Source organism: Legionella birminghamensis (assembly GCF_900452515.1).
GTDB lineage: Bacteria > Pseudomonadota > Gammaproteobacteria > Legionellales > Legionellaceae > Legionella_C > Legionella_C birminghamensis.
The window spans coordinates 815,944-832,597 of sequence record NZ_UGNW01000001.1; the positions used below are offsets into that span (position 1 = coordinate 815,944).

Sequence of the window (16,654 nt, forward strand, 5' to 3'; positions counted from 1 at the left end):
TCACTCCAGTAAGGCGATTAATCCCTTGCAGGGAACATGAACCCAGTGGGGCCGGTTATTTATTTCGTATTCAATTTCATAAAACACTTTTTCCATCATGAAAATTTTTAATAACAGGAGCAGATCATTTTCATCAGCAGGCAGCAGGCTTAGAATCGCTTCATGGCGCAAATAGGTATTTAAATAAAGCTGGCATATCCAGGCGTAAAGGTTTTCTGGTGAAAAGGGTTTAAAGGCTAAATCCTTTTGCCTTCCTTCACTAATTGTGTACACCGCATAATGAAAGGAGCGGAGCATTCCGGCTATATCTTTTAACGGAGAGCGTTTGATCTTGCGCTCCGATAAAGGACGGTTGGGTTCGCCCTCATAATCGATAATGATGAAATCATCGCCTGTATAAAGGATTTGCCCCAGATGAAAATCGCCATGGCAGCGAATTTTTTTGCCATACAGGCGCTTGTCCAATACGGATTGAATGCTGGTAATTAATGCATTCCCAGCCAGCTTGTCTTGAAGGGTTTTATAGAGTTCGGGTTCCAGTTCTGATTTGAAAGCGTTTAAATGTTTTTTTGCCTTGCTGATAATCGAACGAAGGGACTGATAGAGGCTTCGCTGATCAAACCAGCTGAAATTTTCCTGTTTAAAATCGTCCTGGTTAGACGCCTGAGCCAGGGCGATATGCATGGCTGCTGTCTTTTCGGCAAGCATTTCCACTGCCCTGGAGTACACCCCAAGCCTGTGATAGACAGCCTCTGGAACAGTAACCCGCTTATGCCAGGGTAATTCGACTGAAGGGAAGAGCAGCGAGTCGCTATTTCCTTCTTCCAGCAAATTGCCCAAATGATTTAAACTGTATGCCCAGGCATCCCCTTCATTAGGAATATGCTCCTGAATAATGGCCAAAGTGACCGGTTTTCCCTGATCCTTGTATTGCAGCTGGGATAGAATTCTGGGAAGACGAAAATTGCTTTTCTTCGTTAATAACTCTGTGATTTCCACTTCTGGATTGATGCCGGTTTCAAAGCGGCGGTAGAGCTTGAATAATGCCGCATTGTAGCGGATTGAGGTATTCGATTGCTCAGCATTAATGGGTTCTTTCTGAAAATTGCTTTCCGACAACAATCTTTTCTTATAGCCGCGATTAGGTAAAATCGATAAAACGCCCTTACTGCCTTTTATTTGGCGATTAGAGCCAAATAAATTAAATAATGCATTCCACAGCGAAGGGATGTGGGCTGCATCCACTAAATAGGCAGGGGATTGATTGTCCTGCTTAAGACTACAAATTACTTTTTGATTGCCTGTCTGGCTGATTTCATGGTGGTTTTCCTCGGGGGTAATAAATAGTGAGTATTTTTCTGCTTCCTTGTCACGAAATTCGATTAATACCAGCAGCAAGTAAACCGGAGAAGGCTTTTTTAAGACCAGAATAAAATCATAAATGCTTAATTTTGCAATTTTATGGTTTTTGGAGCGATACCATCGACGATTGATAATGTAATGTTCCAATACCGTTTCAAGCTTTCTCCTCGTTTTTCCTTCAAACAGTTCTGCAAGGTTCTTGTTGATCTCGATTTCTTCAGCTTTATTCTCTTCAGAAATAATTGACTGGGGTTTCTGTAACTCAAGCCACAGGAATCCATAGGCTGGGAGAACGAAAAAATAAGGGGTTTTCTGAATGGGAGGAAATTGATTTTTTCCGAAAACTTCAAGGAGGTTGTAATTTTCAAAATTCGATAAATCCAGAAATGTCGTTTGAATAGTCTTTGATAAATTACAAAGGACAAGCAAGCATTGATCCTCATAAGCCCGATAGAATGCGAGCAGTTTTGGATTTTCTGCCGTTAGAAATTCAATACTTCCGCGGCTAAAGACGGGATAACTATTGCGGACTTCGATTGTTCGCTTCATCCACCACAAGAGGGAATGGGAGTTTTGCAGTTGTAACTCGACATTCACCGCCTGATAGTTATATTCGGGATCAATAATCACTGGCGTGTATAGCTTCTGTGGGGTTGCCTTGGAAAAACCGGCATTTAAATCCCCAGACCATTGCATAGGTGTTCTGACACCGTTTCTATCGCCGAGATAGATGTTGTCGCCCATGCCGATTTCATCGCCGTAATAAATAATGGGGGTTCCCGGGAGAGAAAATAGCAGGGCATTGAGTAATTCAATACGCCGTCTATCCCCTTCCATCAAGGGAGCCAAACGTCGCCGGATCCCGAGATTGATACGCATTTGCTGATCCTGGGCATACATGCGGTACATGTAATCCCGTTCTTCATCGGTGACCATTTCCAGGGTCAGTTCATCATGGTTTCGAAGAAAAATAGCCCATTGGCAATTATCCGGAATCGCTGGAGTCTGTTCGATAATGTCGATCAATGGAAAGCGATCTTCCATTTTAATAGCCATATACATTCTGGGCATAAGCGGAAAATGAAAGGCCATCTGGCACTCATCGCCCTGGCCAAAATATTTAACGGCTTCATCCGGCCATTGGTTGGCTTCTGCCAGGAGAAATCGACCGCTAAACTTTTTATTGACATGGGCACTCAGTTTTTTTAAAAACGCATGCGTCTCGGGCAGATTTTCACAGTTAGTACCTTCCCGCTGGAAGAGATAGGGGATAGCATCAAGCCTTAAACCGTCTACACCCAGATTCATCCAGAAATCGACAATTTTAAAGACTTCTTTCTGCACATTGGGATTGTCATAATTCAAATCGGGTTGATGGGAATAAAAGCGATGCCAATAATAGGCTTTTGCCAGAGGATCCCAGGTCCAGTTTGAGGTTTCAAAATCCCGAAATATAATACGCGCCTCCGCGTATTCGCTGGCATCGTCGCTCCAGGTATAAAAATTTCTCCAGTAAGACCCAGGTTTGGCCGCCCGTGATTTTTGAAACCAGGGGTGGGCGCTGGATGTATGATTAATGACGAGCTCAGTAATCACTTTAATATTACGCTGATGGGCTTCCTTTAAAAATTTTTTAAAATCGCCCAGAGATCCATAGATCGGATTGATACGCGTATAATCGGCGATGTCATAGCCCTCATCTTTCAGTGGGGAGGGGTAGAAAGGCATGAGCCAAATCGCATTAATCCCGAGAAACTTCAGGTAATCAAGTTTTTGAATCAAACCCTGGAGATCACCAATACCGTCGCCATTACCATCAAAAAAACTACGGATATGGATTTGATAAATGACAGCATCCTTATACCAATCAAAATTGTCATTCTCCGGGCGATCTTTACTCATAATGGATTCTCCCTTATATGGAAAATATGCGCACAACGAGACTTTTTTGGATCCAGTTCTACATAGCAGAGGCCGGTTTGCCAGACATAGGTTTCATCGTGGAGCAGATCATGCACCTGAAAACTGTCCTGATGCAGATGGAGGTCTGCCTGGCGTAGATGGACAAAACCCGATTGCTTATATTCATAATCCAGATTGACAATAATCAGCAGCACTTCTCCAGTAGCCTCACAATGCTTGCTATAGCAAATCAATTGTGGATTATCGATAGGGTGAAAGCGTATAGAGTCAGTATTCTGCAGTGCTGGATGTTGTTTTCGGACCTGATTTACCCTGGTAATGATCGAATCAATGTTTTGGCTACTGATTACGTTCTGCATTAATTCATATTTTTCTGAATCCAGGTATTCCTCTGATCCTTCATGCAGCGGGATATTGATGCAATTTTCGTAAACTGGCCCATACATGCCGTAATTGCTGCTTAAGGTTGCGGCCAATATAAAACGGATAATAAATGCCGGGCGGCCCCCTTTTTGTAAATATTCCGGTAATATGTCAGGGGTGTTCGTCCAGAAATTGGGCCTGAAGAATTCAACTATCGGTTGGGATGTCAATTCCTGCATATAGGTAGTCAATTCTTCTTTCGTATTACGCCAGGTAAAGTAAGTGTAGGATTGGCTAAAGCCGCATTTGGCAAGGTGGTACATGACTTTAGGGCGGGTAAAGGCTTCTGCAAGAAATAATACGTCCGGGTGCTCTTTCTTTATTTCACCAATGAGCCATTCCCAGAAAATAAAAGGTTTGGTATGGGGATTATCGACCCGAAACAGGGTGACGCCTGCTTTAATCCAATAATCGAATATCGATTTGAATTCCCGCCACATTTCCTGCCATTCTGAGGAGGCAAAATGAAGCGGATAGATATCCTGATATTTTTTAGGCGGGTTTTCAGCATATTGCAGGGTACCGTCCGGTAAGTGTCTGAACCATTCAGGATGTTCTTTCAAGTAAGGGTGGTCCGGGCTGCATTGAAGTGCAAAATCCATAGCGATATCAATACCCATCGATTTAGCTGCTTTAAGCAAGTCTTTAAATTGGGAATAAGTCCCAAGTTCTGGATGGATGGCTTTATGCCCCCCCAACTCACTGCCAATGGCCCAGGGACTTCCCGGTTCATCATTATTTGCAGTGACTGCATTATTTTTTCCTTTGCGATTTGTTTTGCCAATGGGATGAATGGGGGGGAGGTAAATGACATCAAACCCTAATTCCCGGATATGAGGCAGGTAATTAATCAAATCCTTAAAGCTGCCATGCCTTCCCGACGAAGCAAGTGAGCGCGGAAATACTTCGTACCAGGCACTGAAACGGGCTTTGGCTGGATCCACTCGCAGGCTTAGCAGGTGCTCATAGCGAGTGATCAAATTAGGCTTTATATTATCTCTCAGCCATTGCGCGATATTCTTTTTTGAAAATAGATTTTCAATTTTTGATGGGGATTTTTCATGTTTAATATTATCCAAAACATGATGAATATAATCAGGCTTTTCCTTGCCGGTATTTTCTAAAATATTAATGCCAATTTCCCGTTCAATAGCGACATCCATCTTTAATTGTAATTTTTTTATGAAACGCTTTTTCCATGTTGAAAACTCATCGATCCATGCTTCGACCGTAAAATAATAAAGGCCAAGCTTTTTGGCTTTAAATTCTGCTTTCATGCTGTCATTGTCTGGTGGAGACAATTTCAATCGTGTCCAGTCATTATCTATTTCGTGTTTATAAAGTAGCTCCGCATAGATTTCGTCAATCCCATCAGTGAAAATATCTGCATCTATAATAATATTATCATTCAATATTCGTTTCACTGGGTATTTTCCATTATCAATACTAGGGTTAACCCTAGTAATAAAAACACGCTTGAATCCCTCAATGCTTAATGCGTTATTATTAATGCTAATATCCATGGATTAATTTCCTCTTTACACAGTCCTTTTTTATGGAATAGAATGAATTTTCAATAAGAAATAGTTGCTAATTGGTTGATGCTACACTATTTTTATTAATCTGACGACTTAATTGGAAGTTTTAATGTTACGGATGAAAAGGACTTTTTTATACCTTGCCTTATTATCGTTTTCCATCAATTTTGGATTTACTTTCCAATTATCAAATCTGAGTACGCTTTTCAAGATTGCTGGGGCAAATGATTTTATATTGCCTTTACTGTGGTTAATACCTCCATTAACGGGTATTTTTATTCAACCTTTAATAGGTTATATCAGTGATAAATCGGTCACGAAAATAGGTCGAAGAAAACCGTATATTCTGGTGTGGGGATTGGTCGGGGCGCTTTCTTTCTGTTTACTGCCTTTACAAAGCTCTTTATTTTATGTGGTATTGTTTACATTCTTTATCGATTGCAGCTTGAATGGCAGTGCGGAAGGGTTGCGTGCCTTGACCGCAGATAGTTTTCAGGAAGACAAAACACGCATGCAGGCATTTTCTGCTGAAGCTTTTTTTGCAGGGCTTGGCGGTGTTTTAGGTGCTTATCTTCCTATCGCTGCCCATAGGATTATTGGTAAGGAATTCAGTGATTTTTCACTACCACTAAATCTTGGTCTATCTTATATAATTTGCGGGGTAATATCTGCAATTATTATTTTATTTGTCCTGAGAAAGGTGGATGAGAAGCCGGCTAATTTGCTGCGGTTAGATTTTGCATTATTTTGCAAATTATTAAGCGAGTTTTTTTTAAGTATAAAGAGTATTCGCCGAGAGATTACAAAAGCCGACTCCCTGTTTTTGAAGCTATTGATTATCCATGGCATTTCATGGATGGGCGTTTTTATTTTTTGGCTGTATTTCAGTTTGGCAATTGCACAGGAAAATTATCATTTACCCTATGTCAGTGGAGTGAATGGATATGCCCAGTTAATGCAAGCTGCCAGCCTGGATACTTCTTTTTATTTTTCACTCTATCAATACGTCAGTTTAATGTTTACGTTGTCCGTTTTTGTATTCTCAAAATATATCAGGGTGGAAATTGTGCACGGTCTCGCTCTACTTGGGGGTGGTTTTGGAATGGCATTAATTTGTTTCGTGACCTCCCCGTCAAGTCTAATATTCTCTTCGATTTGCATAGGAGTTATGTGGGGTAGTTTAATTGCATTACCCTATGTTGTTCTTTCAAAATTTTTACCAAAGGAGAAAATTGGAACCTATCTTGGGATTTTCAATATGAGTATTACTTTCCCACAAATAATCTGTGCTTTAATCCTTCCGCCGCTTTACTATTATGCTTTAAAATCCCATGCTGCCTATGCCTTGTTATTGGCTGGCGTTTTAATTCTTTTAAGCAGTATCCTTTGGCTTAGATTATTCCTTTTCCAAAGGGACAAAATGGCTTCGGAAGAATATAGCGTGTGTTGACCATTGGGTTTGACAGCTACCTGCCTTGACAGGCATTGATATCACAAAAGTGCATGAGAATAAAAAGCTATTGAATCCCCGCGGCTGCGGCCGCAGGGCCCATACGAAGCCAATTTAATGTTAAGAACACTTGTTTATGACTAACTGTTAAATCCTATTTTTTGGCAAACATTGAAACTTGCTTGAGGACCATGCTATTCCAACAGGTATGGGCCCCGCGGTCGCAGCCGCGGGGATTCGGATGGCCATGGCTGGGATTCGGATGGTCATGGCTGGGATTCGGATGGTCATGGCTGGGATTCGGATGGTCATTGCCGGGGATTCGATAGCTAGTTGCCAACACCTTTAATTATCTGATAAACCCGGCCATTAAAATCATCTGATAAATACAATTCACCGTGTTTTCCCTCTACAATGTGCACAGGTCTGCCCAATACCTTTCCATCGTTTAAAAAACCGGTAATAAAATCCTCTTGAGTGATTTTTCCATCAGTGAAGCTCAGGAGGACTATCTTATAACCCACCTTTTGGGAGCTGTTCCAGGAGCCATGGAAGGCCACCAGTGCTTTCCCATAGAAGGGCGAATCAGGATTTTTAATAAAGGTAAGCCCGAGAGGAGCCTGGTGTGCGCCAAATTCAAACACCGGCGGTATCGAGTTTTTAATGAGTTCCTCTTTTCCTTTTCCGTACTTTGGATCGGGAATGCGGTTTCCGTAGGCATAAGGCCAGCCATAAAACTGCCCCGCTTTAATTAAATTTAACTCTTCTGGCGGTAACTTGTCACCGAGCATATCGCGGCCGTTTTCTGTTGCATAGAGTTGCTTATCAAGCGGTGACCAGTCAAGACCAACGGAATTCCGCAAGCCTGTGGCATAGACTTGCAGCTGTGGCTTATCTGGATCAAATCGTTGAATACTTGCCCGCAGCGGGTTTTCTTCAATACAGGCATTGCATGAAGACCCTATTGATAAATAGGCATATCCGTCCGGGCCAAATTTGATCGTTCGGGTCCAGTGGCCGCCATCATCCGGGATATTGTCAATGATTCGCTGATATTGACCCTCAACGGCCTGCGTCTGAGGGTTAAACTTTATTCGGCCTACAGCGTTTTCCTCCGCCACATAGAGAAAGCCTTTGTAAAAATCCATGCTATGCGGCTTTTGCAAGCCGCTTAAAAGTGTTTTTTTCTTTTCAGGATGCTGATAGGGAAAGAGCAGCACATTTCCTTTATAAGGTTCGCTGACAATCAGATCCCCTTTTTCGGTAATATACATAAAACGCGGTGCATCCAGACCATTGATATAAGGTTTAAGGCTCAGGTTTTGCGCGAGTTTTATTGTATCAGATGAGGCATTGCCCGGAATGTGAGGGGATAGTAATTCAGATAGTTGAATATTAATCCCAAAAAACGGCAAGCTGTAGTAAATCGCACTGAGAATCAAGATAATAGTTGCAATAATGGTTATATTTTTGTTCATGCGTGGAATCCTTTAAATCAGGTGCTTGGGCCTCCTAAACGCCAGATACCATCCCATCCGGGTACCGGTGAATCAAGAAAACCCTGGCAACGCTGAATATAGACACTGGCCAGCTGATCCCCGGGATAGGCCGGAGGTAGTTCTTCAAACTCATTTAAGGCATTTTGCCATTCGCCTTGTTGATAGTAACAGAAAGCTCTGTAAAAAATGGATTTATGCTGTTCCAGATTGTGAATATTGCTGGCGGTAATGAGTTCGTAAATTCGCGTACTTTCCTGCCTGCCGCGGACTGCAATTTCATCGAGCAAGCGAAAATTAAAGCGCTTGGCAACTTGTTTGAAAGTGGTCTCACTGACAATAATCTGAGTATTATATAGCTTGTTAACCGCCTCAAGACGACTGGCTACATTGATATTATCACCCAGGGCAGTATAACTCAGGCGCTCCTCCGAGCCGACGTTGCCGACGATGGCTTCACCGGAGTTGATACCAATGCGGATGTGGAATAACGGAAAATCATTTTGCTGATTCAGTTGATTAACAAGCTCTAATCGATGAACCATGTCCACTGCTGTCAAGCAAGCATGGAATGCATGCTGTGGATCGCTAAGGGGCGCATTCCACAAGGCCATGATTGCATCGCCAATGTACTTATCCAGAATACCTTCATGAGTGATGACTGCCTCGGTCATCGATTGAAAATAATTGGATAAATAAGTAATGAGTTGCTCAGGGCTCGACTTCTCAGCCAGTTGGGTAAAATTTTTAATATCGGAGAAGAGCACAGTAATCTGTTGACGTTGCCCGCCAACCTCGGCAATTTTACCCGAGAGAATCAATTGCCTGACCAGGCTGCGGGGTACGTAGCGCTGGAAGGACAGCAGGCTTGATTGCATATGCGACAAACTGGTATCCATATAATTGATTTCTTTGATCATGGTCTTAATCGGTGGTCTTTGGCTCAATTCAAGACGGGCGATCTGCTGGGCTTCATTGGCAATCTGTATAATGGGTTTTGAGATTCGCTGAGAGAAAACACGGGCAATAAAGATACCTAAAAGCAGTACCAGGCTGGTCAGTAAAAGCGTATGGAAACGCAGCGCTCTTAAAGGGGCCAATACATCACTGGCTGGAACAATGATTGTTATATACCAGGGCTTTGACTGATGGGATTCGAGAATAGGGCGGTGTATAAGAAAATATTCCTCATTATTGTGAGTAAAAGAACTCACTTCCAGCAAACCGGTTGTTTTATCCAAAATGCTGGAGGGTATGTTTAGTTTTTTTAAATGATAGTCAAGATGTCTTGTATTGGAAACAAGGTCTTCTTTTTCATGGGGAATATGATAGGCAATCACTTGCTTACTGTTATCGGTCACATAAATTAAAGAGTTCTCAGTCAGATTCAATTGGCCGATAAACCTTTGAATGCCCTCAATGGATAAATCCATTGCAAATACGCCGAGAAGTGCGCCTTTCTTGTTATACACAGGAATAGCAGCAGTAACGCCATTTACAGTGGACTTATAGTTACCAAAGTTTACAAATTGGTAAACGTTGGTCCATGTTGGCTTGCCAAGGGCGGCTGCTTCGAGATACCAGGGGCGCAGGCGCGGATCATAGTTTTGGAGCGGTACTGTGCGTATCAATTGCCCGCTTTCATTATATTCATAGCGCTCTTTAATGGGTGGTACGTTCGTATTAATGATGTGGTTCAAGCCAATTATATTCTTTTGAGTGCGGTCAACGCCGTAGAAATCACCTTCTTTGGTGCCATAGTAAATCATGAACAGCTGGGGAGTGTCGCGGATCGATTCGAGAAGGTACTTGTCGAACTCTTTAGGATCGATAGGATCAATAATATTTTCCTTCAATAAATTTTTCATTTTTTGCAAATCCCTGTTTAAAGGATGCAAATAGTTATGAATACGTTCATTGAGAAGCGAGGTTGTCTCGACGATTAGATTTTTTTCGCTTGCCCCAAGGATCTGGTTTAGGGCGCGATAATTAATTGCCAGAATGGCAAAGCCGATTAACCCTAATAGAAGTACAAAAAGGGTAATAATGCTCAGGCGGATACTAACCATGAAACCTTTTGATCGCATTAAATTTCTCGATTTTTTTTATACATATTTAAATTGCCCTCTAAGTATTATATGAGTCTTTTGAATGCTTTGCCTGACTACTGGTCTGAGCAGGCAGATTGAATGCAATTTTGGTTAACTTCTTTCCAGACCTCTGTTAATATTCTCCAGTTATCTTCGTCCTCCGGGACATAGACTGGCTTGTCAAAACTGCGCATTGCGTTAATCAATAATAAAAAACTGGAGCATAATGTGGCTAAAGGCGCGCAAAAAATTTGGTTTTTGCAACTTATTCGTTCAGTCGGCTGTGTGCTGGTTATTTACACGCATTGGTTTGGTTTGATTACGACACCGAATGCCATTCATCAAATGATTTTCCAGGATCCAATAACGGATTACCCCAATGTCCAGCTTAATGAATATTTGACAATTATTTCAAGCCAACTTGGCCTCACCGATTTCAGGGCAGGTTTTTTTAGTCTGGGTTTATTTTTTCTGTTAAGCGGCTATATCATCCCTTTTTCATTAAAAAACTCTACTCCCTTTACCTATCTTGTGCGCCGAGTATTCCGCATTTATCCAACTGCTATTGTCTGTTTAATTATTGCGGCCAGCACGATAACTATTGCCAATCATTATACTGGCAGTTCATTGGTGCCTGATGTTTTCCATCCGAAGGTACTGATAGCTAACCTGCTGTTAATCCGGGATGTGCTGCATACGCATCATATTGAAAGAGCCTTATGGACTCTGGAAATTGAAATGCACTTTTATCTTTTGTTTTTTATCTTTTTTTATTTTGCCATTGAGAGGAAAGTAGAAACCTTCTTAATATCAGCAGTGATTATGCTTCTTGCCAGCCGCTTTTTTATTTATTTCAGCGATTTTTTTCATGATGATATGCATAAGCTGGTGAAGGGGTTCGGTAATTTGCTAGCTATGAACAGCAGTTATATCACTTATATGTTTGTGGGTACTGCGTTTTATTACACTTTATCAAAACAATGGTCGGTTCTAACGGGTATAACGACTACCTTGCTGATGATGCTGCTTAATTACTTTTGCTTGAATACTGGAACCATTTTGAATGGTACAGGCAATTTAATCTTTATCAATCACTGTTTCGGGATTGTCATGTTTTTGCTGTTATACCGAGTTAATGATCGAATACCCTATAATAAATATCTGAATCATTTTGCCGAAATTTCCTATCCACTGTATTTACTGCATGGTTTCACCGGGTATACGCTGTACTTCCTCATTTACCCCTTGACCCTGAATGTACCCCTGGCAGCGGCAATCTCACTTTCCCTGGTGTTTTTGTTAGCAAACCTGGTGCATTTTACAGTTGAAAAACCAAGCATGACCTATTCGAAAAATTACCTGAAAGCACGCGAGAACCGCAGCCGGGTTGTCGCTGGCGACTTGCAGGTTACTGCGGATTAAGGCAGGTTATGGGCCCGCGTTCAAAGCCGGAGAGATCCTTACAAAAGTTAACTATCTTAACAGTGCCTACGTACCGCGCTTTATGCGCGGTAACCATAAATAGGATGGTGGATTGTGAATACTTTTTGTTCATCAGAGACATTACATGGATACCGCGCATAAAACGCGGTACGTAGCATTTTAATATAAAACAAGTAGTTACACTTGCATAGTTGTGTAGCTATGGTCTTTCCTGCGGGAATTCAGATGGCTTCTGGGAATCATCTGCCGCCTGCGAATTCTGTTTAACTGTTTTGAACATTCTGGCATCGCAGTGAACGCCTTTTTCTTTATCCAGCATATCTTTTAAAAAATAAGCGAATTTTATAACTGCGATACCTAGTGACTCAATCAATGTAATTGCTTTAGATTCCTTCCTGTCGATTAATTTTTGACTGGCATTATTGAATTCCACACCATGCTTTTGCAAATCATGTAAAAGCAGGATATTAGTACGCTCCACCGCATAAATAGTCAAATTGACCGTTTTCATCAACTCCCTGGAAATACCGGGCTTCTTCGTGATTAAATAATTCGTAACTGAATTGCGATTGGCACGTATCGCCTCTAGCAGAAAGGCGATTTTTTGTTCATCTGACAGCTTGGTTCCGCAGTTCTCTAGCTGTTTCATGAGGAGTTTGACTGATTGAACGTCGCCGCTGTTAATTGCATGGCTGAGCGGGCTGCCCCATCCCTTGCTGATCATTTCAGTTTGCTGACCCAGAATCAGTTTGGAAAGATCAGCAGATGAAACCGCTTTATAATCGTTAATTGTCTCGGCTAGCAGGGCGGCGTTATTACCGCAAGCGGCAGCCGAAATGAATATGCCGTGAACTTTGTAATTACTATAGTATCTTTTGAATTTGGGATCTTGCCTCAATACATCGATTACATCCTTCCTACCGGAATTGAAAGCATAATTCCAGATCCGTAAAATCTGTTCACCGTTATTGATGCATGGAAGTAAAGGTTCAAGAGCCGAAGGACTATTGGTCCTTACCGCATTGATGACAGCGTCTACATAATCTTCAGCACCTCTGTTAAGAAGATATTCAATTACAGACTTATCATTGTGCCCAGCTGCATCTTCGAGTATTTTAAACTCTTTTTTTCCACAACGCGCAGTCGCTTTGGCATCCGGGAGGTATTTCTCATACAGGTTTACAACAGTGGGGTAGATTCTGTCTTTATTTTGTTTTTCAGGGTGTCTCAGTATCTGGATGTCAAGACCCAGATTTCCCTCCCGGTACGTAAAAACATTTTTATGGAGTTCTGTTACCAGGGATGCTTCATCAGCAAACTCTTTAAATCCATTGTTATAGTTGGGATCGTAAACGATGTAGTTTCCATTGGCCTTGTGAACGGAAATAACATGATCAACACTGCGGATAATCATCACCTCGTCGTCTTTAAGGGCAATATCCTGTAATGCCTGTGTCCAATTTTCATCAGGGGCAGCCATGCAAAAACCAAAGGAAGGCGCTAAGGGAATCCCTCTTATCTTTAAGGCTTTCATCGCAGTGACCTGATGCAGCCCATGGTCAAATTCTTGCGGCGCGTAGGCTAGAAGAGCCTGAAACGCAAAATTATTGATGTCCTCATCGGTGATGTACTTATCCCTTTTTCCTTCCGAAATATAGGTTAATATATTTGTGAATTCCTTGCCCCGCCCCTCGAGTACATATTTTGCATGAACCAGGGCAAGCCCGTTGCAAATCCCATTCCGATTTAATGTAAAGGGGAAATTGTTGGCCTTCAAATATCTGTTTAGGACACTGATTATTCGTGCCTGGTTAATTACGGTACTGATAAAAGCCGCCTCTACTGGATTGTTGTGTTCAAATTATAAACAATTCGGATTAAGATAAAATTAAGCGGCTTTCTCCGGTTTGATTATCATCAACTACCGGTTCAACAGGCTCGAAAGAGTCTATTATAATCTCGATATTTTCCTGGGCTTCTTTTGCCTCTTGCAGCTCCTGTTTAACCGATTTAAACAGTCTGACATCATAGCGAACGCCTTTTGCTTTATAGTCCACCAGGTCTTTGAAAAAATCGGCAAATTTCTGAATAGCAATCCCAAGGGATTCAACAAATGTTAACTCTTTGGATTCTTTCCTGTCGATTAACTTTAGAGCCGCGTTATTAAACTCTACACCATGTCTTTGCAAATCGCGTAAAAGCAGAATGTTAGTGTGCTCGACTGCATACAGGCTCAAATTGACAGTTTTCATTAATTCTTTAGCAATGCCGGGCTTTTCAGAAATTAAAAAATTGGCGACTGATCTTCGATTTGAACGGATCGCCTCAAGCAGATAAGCAATTTTCTGCTCATCTGTCAGTTCAGCCCCTGAAGAAAGCACTTGTTCCATGAGAATCCTGACCGATTGGACATCGCCGCTATTAATTGTATTGCTCATGGGGCTGGGATTTTTAGAGTTGGAGTATTTACTTTGTCCCAGGATTAGTTTGGAAAGTTCTGAATCAATATTCTCAGGAATACCTTGTATATATTTAACAAGGGCATCCGGTGAAAACTGATCTTCTAATTGCTCTTTTTGTGCTACAAAGTCTTTTTGCGCATTTTCTAGTGCAACAGCTTTGTAATCTTTTATAAATTCTTCGAGTAAGTCTGCGTTTTTACCGGAAGCGATAGCAGAAAGGAATGCCTCAGCAGGAAGATACTCCTCGTAAAACGCTTTAAATTTTGTATCCTGTTTCAATAAATCGATTATCTCTTTTCTTCCCAGACTGAGAGCATAGTCCCAGATAGCAAACATCTGAGGTTCTTTGTCAATGTGTGCCAGTAAGGATTCAAGCGCTGAGACATTATTCGATTTTACTGCTGACATTGAAGCTTCTGCATAGTTGTCGGCACCCCGCTGGATCAGATATTCAATAACGGATTTATCATTGTGCGCTGCAGCGGCTGAGAGCGTATTGAATAATTGATCGCCGCATTCTGAAATCTCTTTGGCATCAGGGAGGTACTTTTTATACAAGTCTTCAACAGTGGGGAATACTCTCTCTTCTTTTTGTTTTTCAGGATGCCTGAGTATTTGTACTTCAAGTCCCAAATTTTCATTGCTAAAATGAAAAACATTGCTATGTAATTCTTTCACTAAAGCAGCTTCATCAGCAAACTTTTTAAATCCATTGCTATAGTTGGGGTCGTAGACGACGTAATGACCATTGGCTTTATGGATAGAAATGGCATGATTAATACTACCGACAATCATTACCTCATCTTCTTTGAGAGCAATATCCTGTAAGGCTTGTGCCCAATTAGTCTTTGAAGCGGCCATGCAAAAATTAAAAGAAGAACTTAAGGGAATCCCTTTAATTTTTAAAGCCCGCATTGCTGTGGCCTGATGCAGCTTATTATCAAACTCGTGGGGGGCAAAAGCCAGAAGGGTCTGAAACGCAAAATTATTGATATCCTCATCGGTGATATTATTATCTCGCTTTCCTTCTGAAATATACTTCAGAATATTTTCGAATTCCTTACTTCGGCCTTCAAGCACATATTTTGCATGAACTATGGCAAGCCCATTACAAATCCCATTGCGATTCATCTGAAAGGGGAAATTGTTGGCTTTTAAATACTTGTTTAAAACATCAATAATTCGTCCCTGGTTAATATCGGTACTCATAAAGGCCACCTCACCTGGATTACTCTGAATTTTTAACTATTGTATCCAATTAAGATTAAGATAGAATTAAGCAGAGATGAGGTAAGTAACTAATGCTTTGGTTATATGCCTGTCTACATACCTCAACGCAACTGCCCACGTACCGCGCTTTAGGCGCGGTAACCATGGAGATTATGCTGCGTTGATGATGCTTTTTGCCGCATCAGAAACCGTTGAATAGATACCGCGCATAAAGCGCGGTAAGTAGAGATTTATAGGTTTGTATACTATACCAAAGCTGCACCGTAAGAACTCACATCGGTTTAGTCGTCTTCAAACCGGAAATCGGGATATCCATGTGATAGATGTAGTGTTCAATAATTTGCCTTGCCTGTTCGCTGGTAAGCGGTTTGGTAATTGCGCCCTCCATGAAATAGTCATTACAATCCATTTTCACCACATCGGCCTCATAGCCGGTTAAAGCAATTATCGGGACCCTAAAACCGCTGCCGTCTTCTATCTGGCGCAATTTTTTGGAAACCACATAACCTGAACCATCCTCCAGACCTATATCCATAAATATTAAATCGTATTTCCCCGGTTTAAACAGGCTGACGGCTTTTTCTCCCGAGTCAGCAACATCAACCTGGCAATCAAGCTGCATCAATAAGGCCTGCACCGCTTTTTGCGCGATAGCATTATCTTCAATCATTAATACCTTGGGCGGATTTTTAGGATCGCGAAAAATACGGGCTTGAGGATGATCTGATTCGGAAACCCCATGTGTTTTGAGTCGATCTTTCAAGTTTTGCAATTCTTCTTCCAGTTTTTTCTTTTCAGTCATATCGACGAGAATAACCACCATGCCTGTAAGCTGATTTTGCTCATTAAACAAGGGGATGCGGGAGGAATGATAATAATGAATTTTCTCATTAGCATCGATAACGGGCGCTTCTTTCACCTCAAGCAATGGTTTTGCTTCCAGCAGTGCATTAATATCATCCTGCTTGAGCTTCTGGACTCGGGCCTCGGACAAATGACTTTGCTCCACCAGTTGTGAGTAAAGGGTTCCTGGCATGTCCTCCAGGCGTTCCAGTTGCAAAAGATCCAGGAAGTTCTGATTACAGTCGACAATCATGCAATTCTTATCCAACACATAGACGAGATTAGGCATGTAATTGATTATGCTGTGATAGTAATGATGCAAAGACTCTAAATTATTGAATTCTCCATGTGTTGCATCAGTCATTATTAACCCTCCTCTTAAAGGTTCAACACA

9 protein-coding genes are annotated in these 16,654 nt (G+C 41.6%); 2 read left to right on the forward strand and 7 right to left on the reverse strand.

Annotated features, from left to right (window positions below):
- A complete protein-coding gene (gene treS / locus DYH42_RS03515; RefSeq protein ID WP_058524918.1) occupies positions 1-3,264 on the reverse strand; it encodes a maltose alpha-D-glucosyltransferase in 3,264 nt (1,087 codons plus the stop codon).
- The gene (locus tag DYH42_RS03520) at positions 3,261-5,231 is read right to left on the reverse strand and encodes an alpha-1,4-glucan--maltose-1-phosphate maltosyltransferase (RefSeq protein ID WP_058524917.1); all 1,971 of its coding nucleotides are present in this window, start codon (positions 5,229-5,231) and stop codon (positions 3,261-3,263) included. Before DYH42_RS03520 ends, treS begins: the two co-directional genes overlap by 4 nt.
- A 124-nt stretch (positions 5,232-5,355) precedes the next feature.
- On the opposite strand from DYH42_RS03520, the gene DYH42_RS03525 reads away from it, so the two are divergent.
- On the forward strand, positions 5,356-6,696 hold the full coding sequence (locus DYH42_RS03525) for an MFS transporter (RefSeq protein WP_058524916.1): 1,341 nt from the start codon (positions 5,356-5,358) through the stop codon (positions 6,694-6,696).
- Positions 6,697-7,025: 329 nt separating this feature from the next.
- Here the strand turns inward: DYH42_RS03525 and DYH42_RS03535 are convergent, their stop codons facing one another.
- Positions 7,026-8,174: a PQQ-dependent sugar dehydrogenase gene (locus DYH42_RS03535; RefSeq protein ID WP_058524914.1), complete on the reverse strand. Its 1,149-nt coding sequence runs from the start codon at positions 8,172-8,174 to the stop codon at positions 7,026-7,028.
- Positions 8,175-8,191: 17 nt separating this feature from the next.
- A complete protein-coding gene (locus DYH42_RS03540) occupies positions 8,192-10,279 on the reverse strand; it encodes an adenylate/guanylate cyclase domain-containing protein (RefSeq protein ID WP_058524913.1) in 2,088 nt (695 codons plus the stop codon).
- A 180-nt stretch (positions 10,280-10,459) separates the two neighbouring features.
- Here DYH42_RS03540 and DYH42_RS03545 point away from each other — a divergent pair, with 180 nt between their 5' ends.
- Entirely contained in the window at positions 10,460-11,704 is a 1,245-nt protein-coding gene (locus DYH42_RS03545; RefSeq protein ID WP_058524912.1) for an acyltransferase family protein, read from the forward strand.
- Between the two features lie 220 nt (positions 11,705-11,924).
- Here DYH42_RS03545 and DYH42_RS03550 read toward each other — a convergent pair whose 3' ends face one another.
- The 3 genes from DYH42_RS03550 to DYH42_RS03560 all read right to left on the reverse strand — a co-directional run bounded on the left by DYH42_RS03550 (position 11,925) and on the right by DYH42_RS03560 (position 16,624).
- Complete coding sequence (locus tag DYH42_RS03550) at positions 11,925-13,502, reverse strand: hypothetical protein (RefSeq protein ID WP_058524911.1); 1,578 nt, start codon at positions 13,500-13,502, stop codon at positions 11,925-11,927.
- 100 nt (positions 13,503-13,602) lie between these two features.
- Positions 13,603-15,396, reverse strand: a complete 1,794-nt coding sequence (locus tag DYH42_RS03555) for a YopT-type cysteine protease domain-containing protein (RefSeq protein WP_058524910.1) — start codon at positions 15,394-15,396, stop codon at positions 13,603-13,605.
- 292 nt (positions 15,397-15,688) lie between these two features.
- A complete protein-coding gene (locus tag DYH42_RS03560) occupies positions 15,689-16,624 on the reverse strand; it encodes an ATP-binding response regulator (protein ID WP_058524909.1) in 936 nt (311 codons plus the stop codon).
- Positions 16,625-16,654 lie beyond the last annotated feature (30 nt).

What these genes read in the sequence shown, in the direction of transcription:
- DYH42_RS03535 (WP_058524914.1), bottom strand. Translation starts at nt 8,174, where the DNA reads ATGAACAAAAATATAACCATTATTGCAACTATTATCTTGATTCTCAGT.
- DYH42_RS03525 (WP_058524916.1), top strand. Translation starts at nt 5,356, where the DNA reads ATGTTACGGATGAAAAGGACTTTTTTATACCTTGCCTTATTATCGTTT.
- DYH42_RS03540 (WP_058524913.1), bottom strand. Translation starts at nt 10,279, where the DNA reads ATGCGATCAAAAGGTTTCATGGTTAGTATCCGCCTGAGCATTATTACC.
- treS (WP_058524918.1), bottom strand. Translation starts at nt 3,264, where the DNA reads ATGAGTAAAGATCGCCCGGAGAATGACAATTTTGATTGGTATAAGGAT.
- DYH42_RS03560 (WP_058524909.1), bottom strand. Translation starts at nt 16,624, where the DNA reads ATGACTGATGCAACACATGGAGAATTCAATAATTTAGAGTCTTTGCAT.
- DYH42_RS03555 (WP_058524910.1), bottom strand. Translation starts at nt 15,396, where the DNA reads ATGAGTACCGATATTAACCAGGGACGAATTATTGATGTTTTAAACAAG.
- DYH42_RS03520 (WP_058524917.1), bottom strand. Translation starts at nt 5,231, where the DNA reads ATGGATATTAGCATTAATAATAACGCATTAAGCATTGAGGGATTCAAG.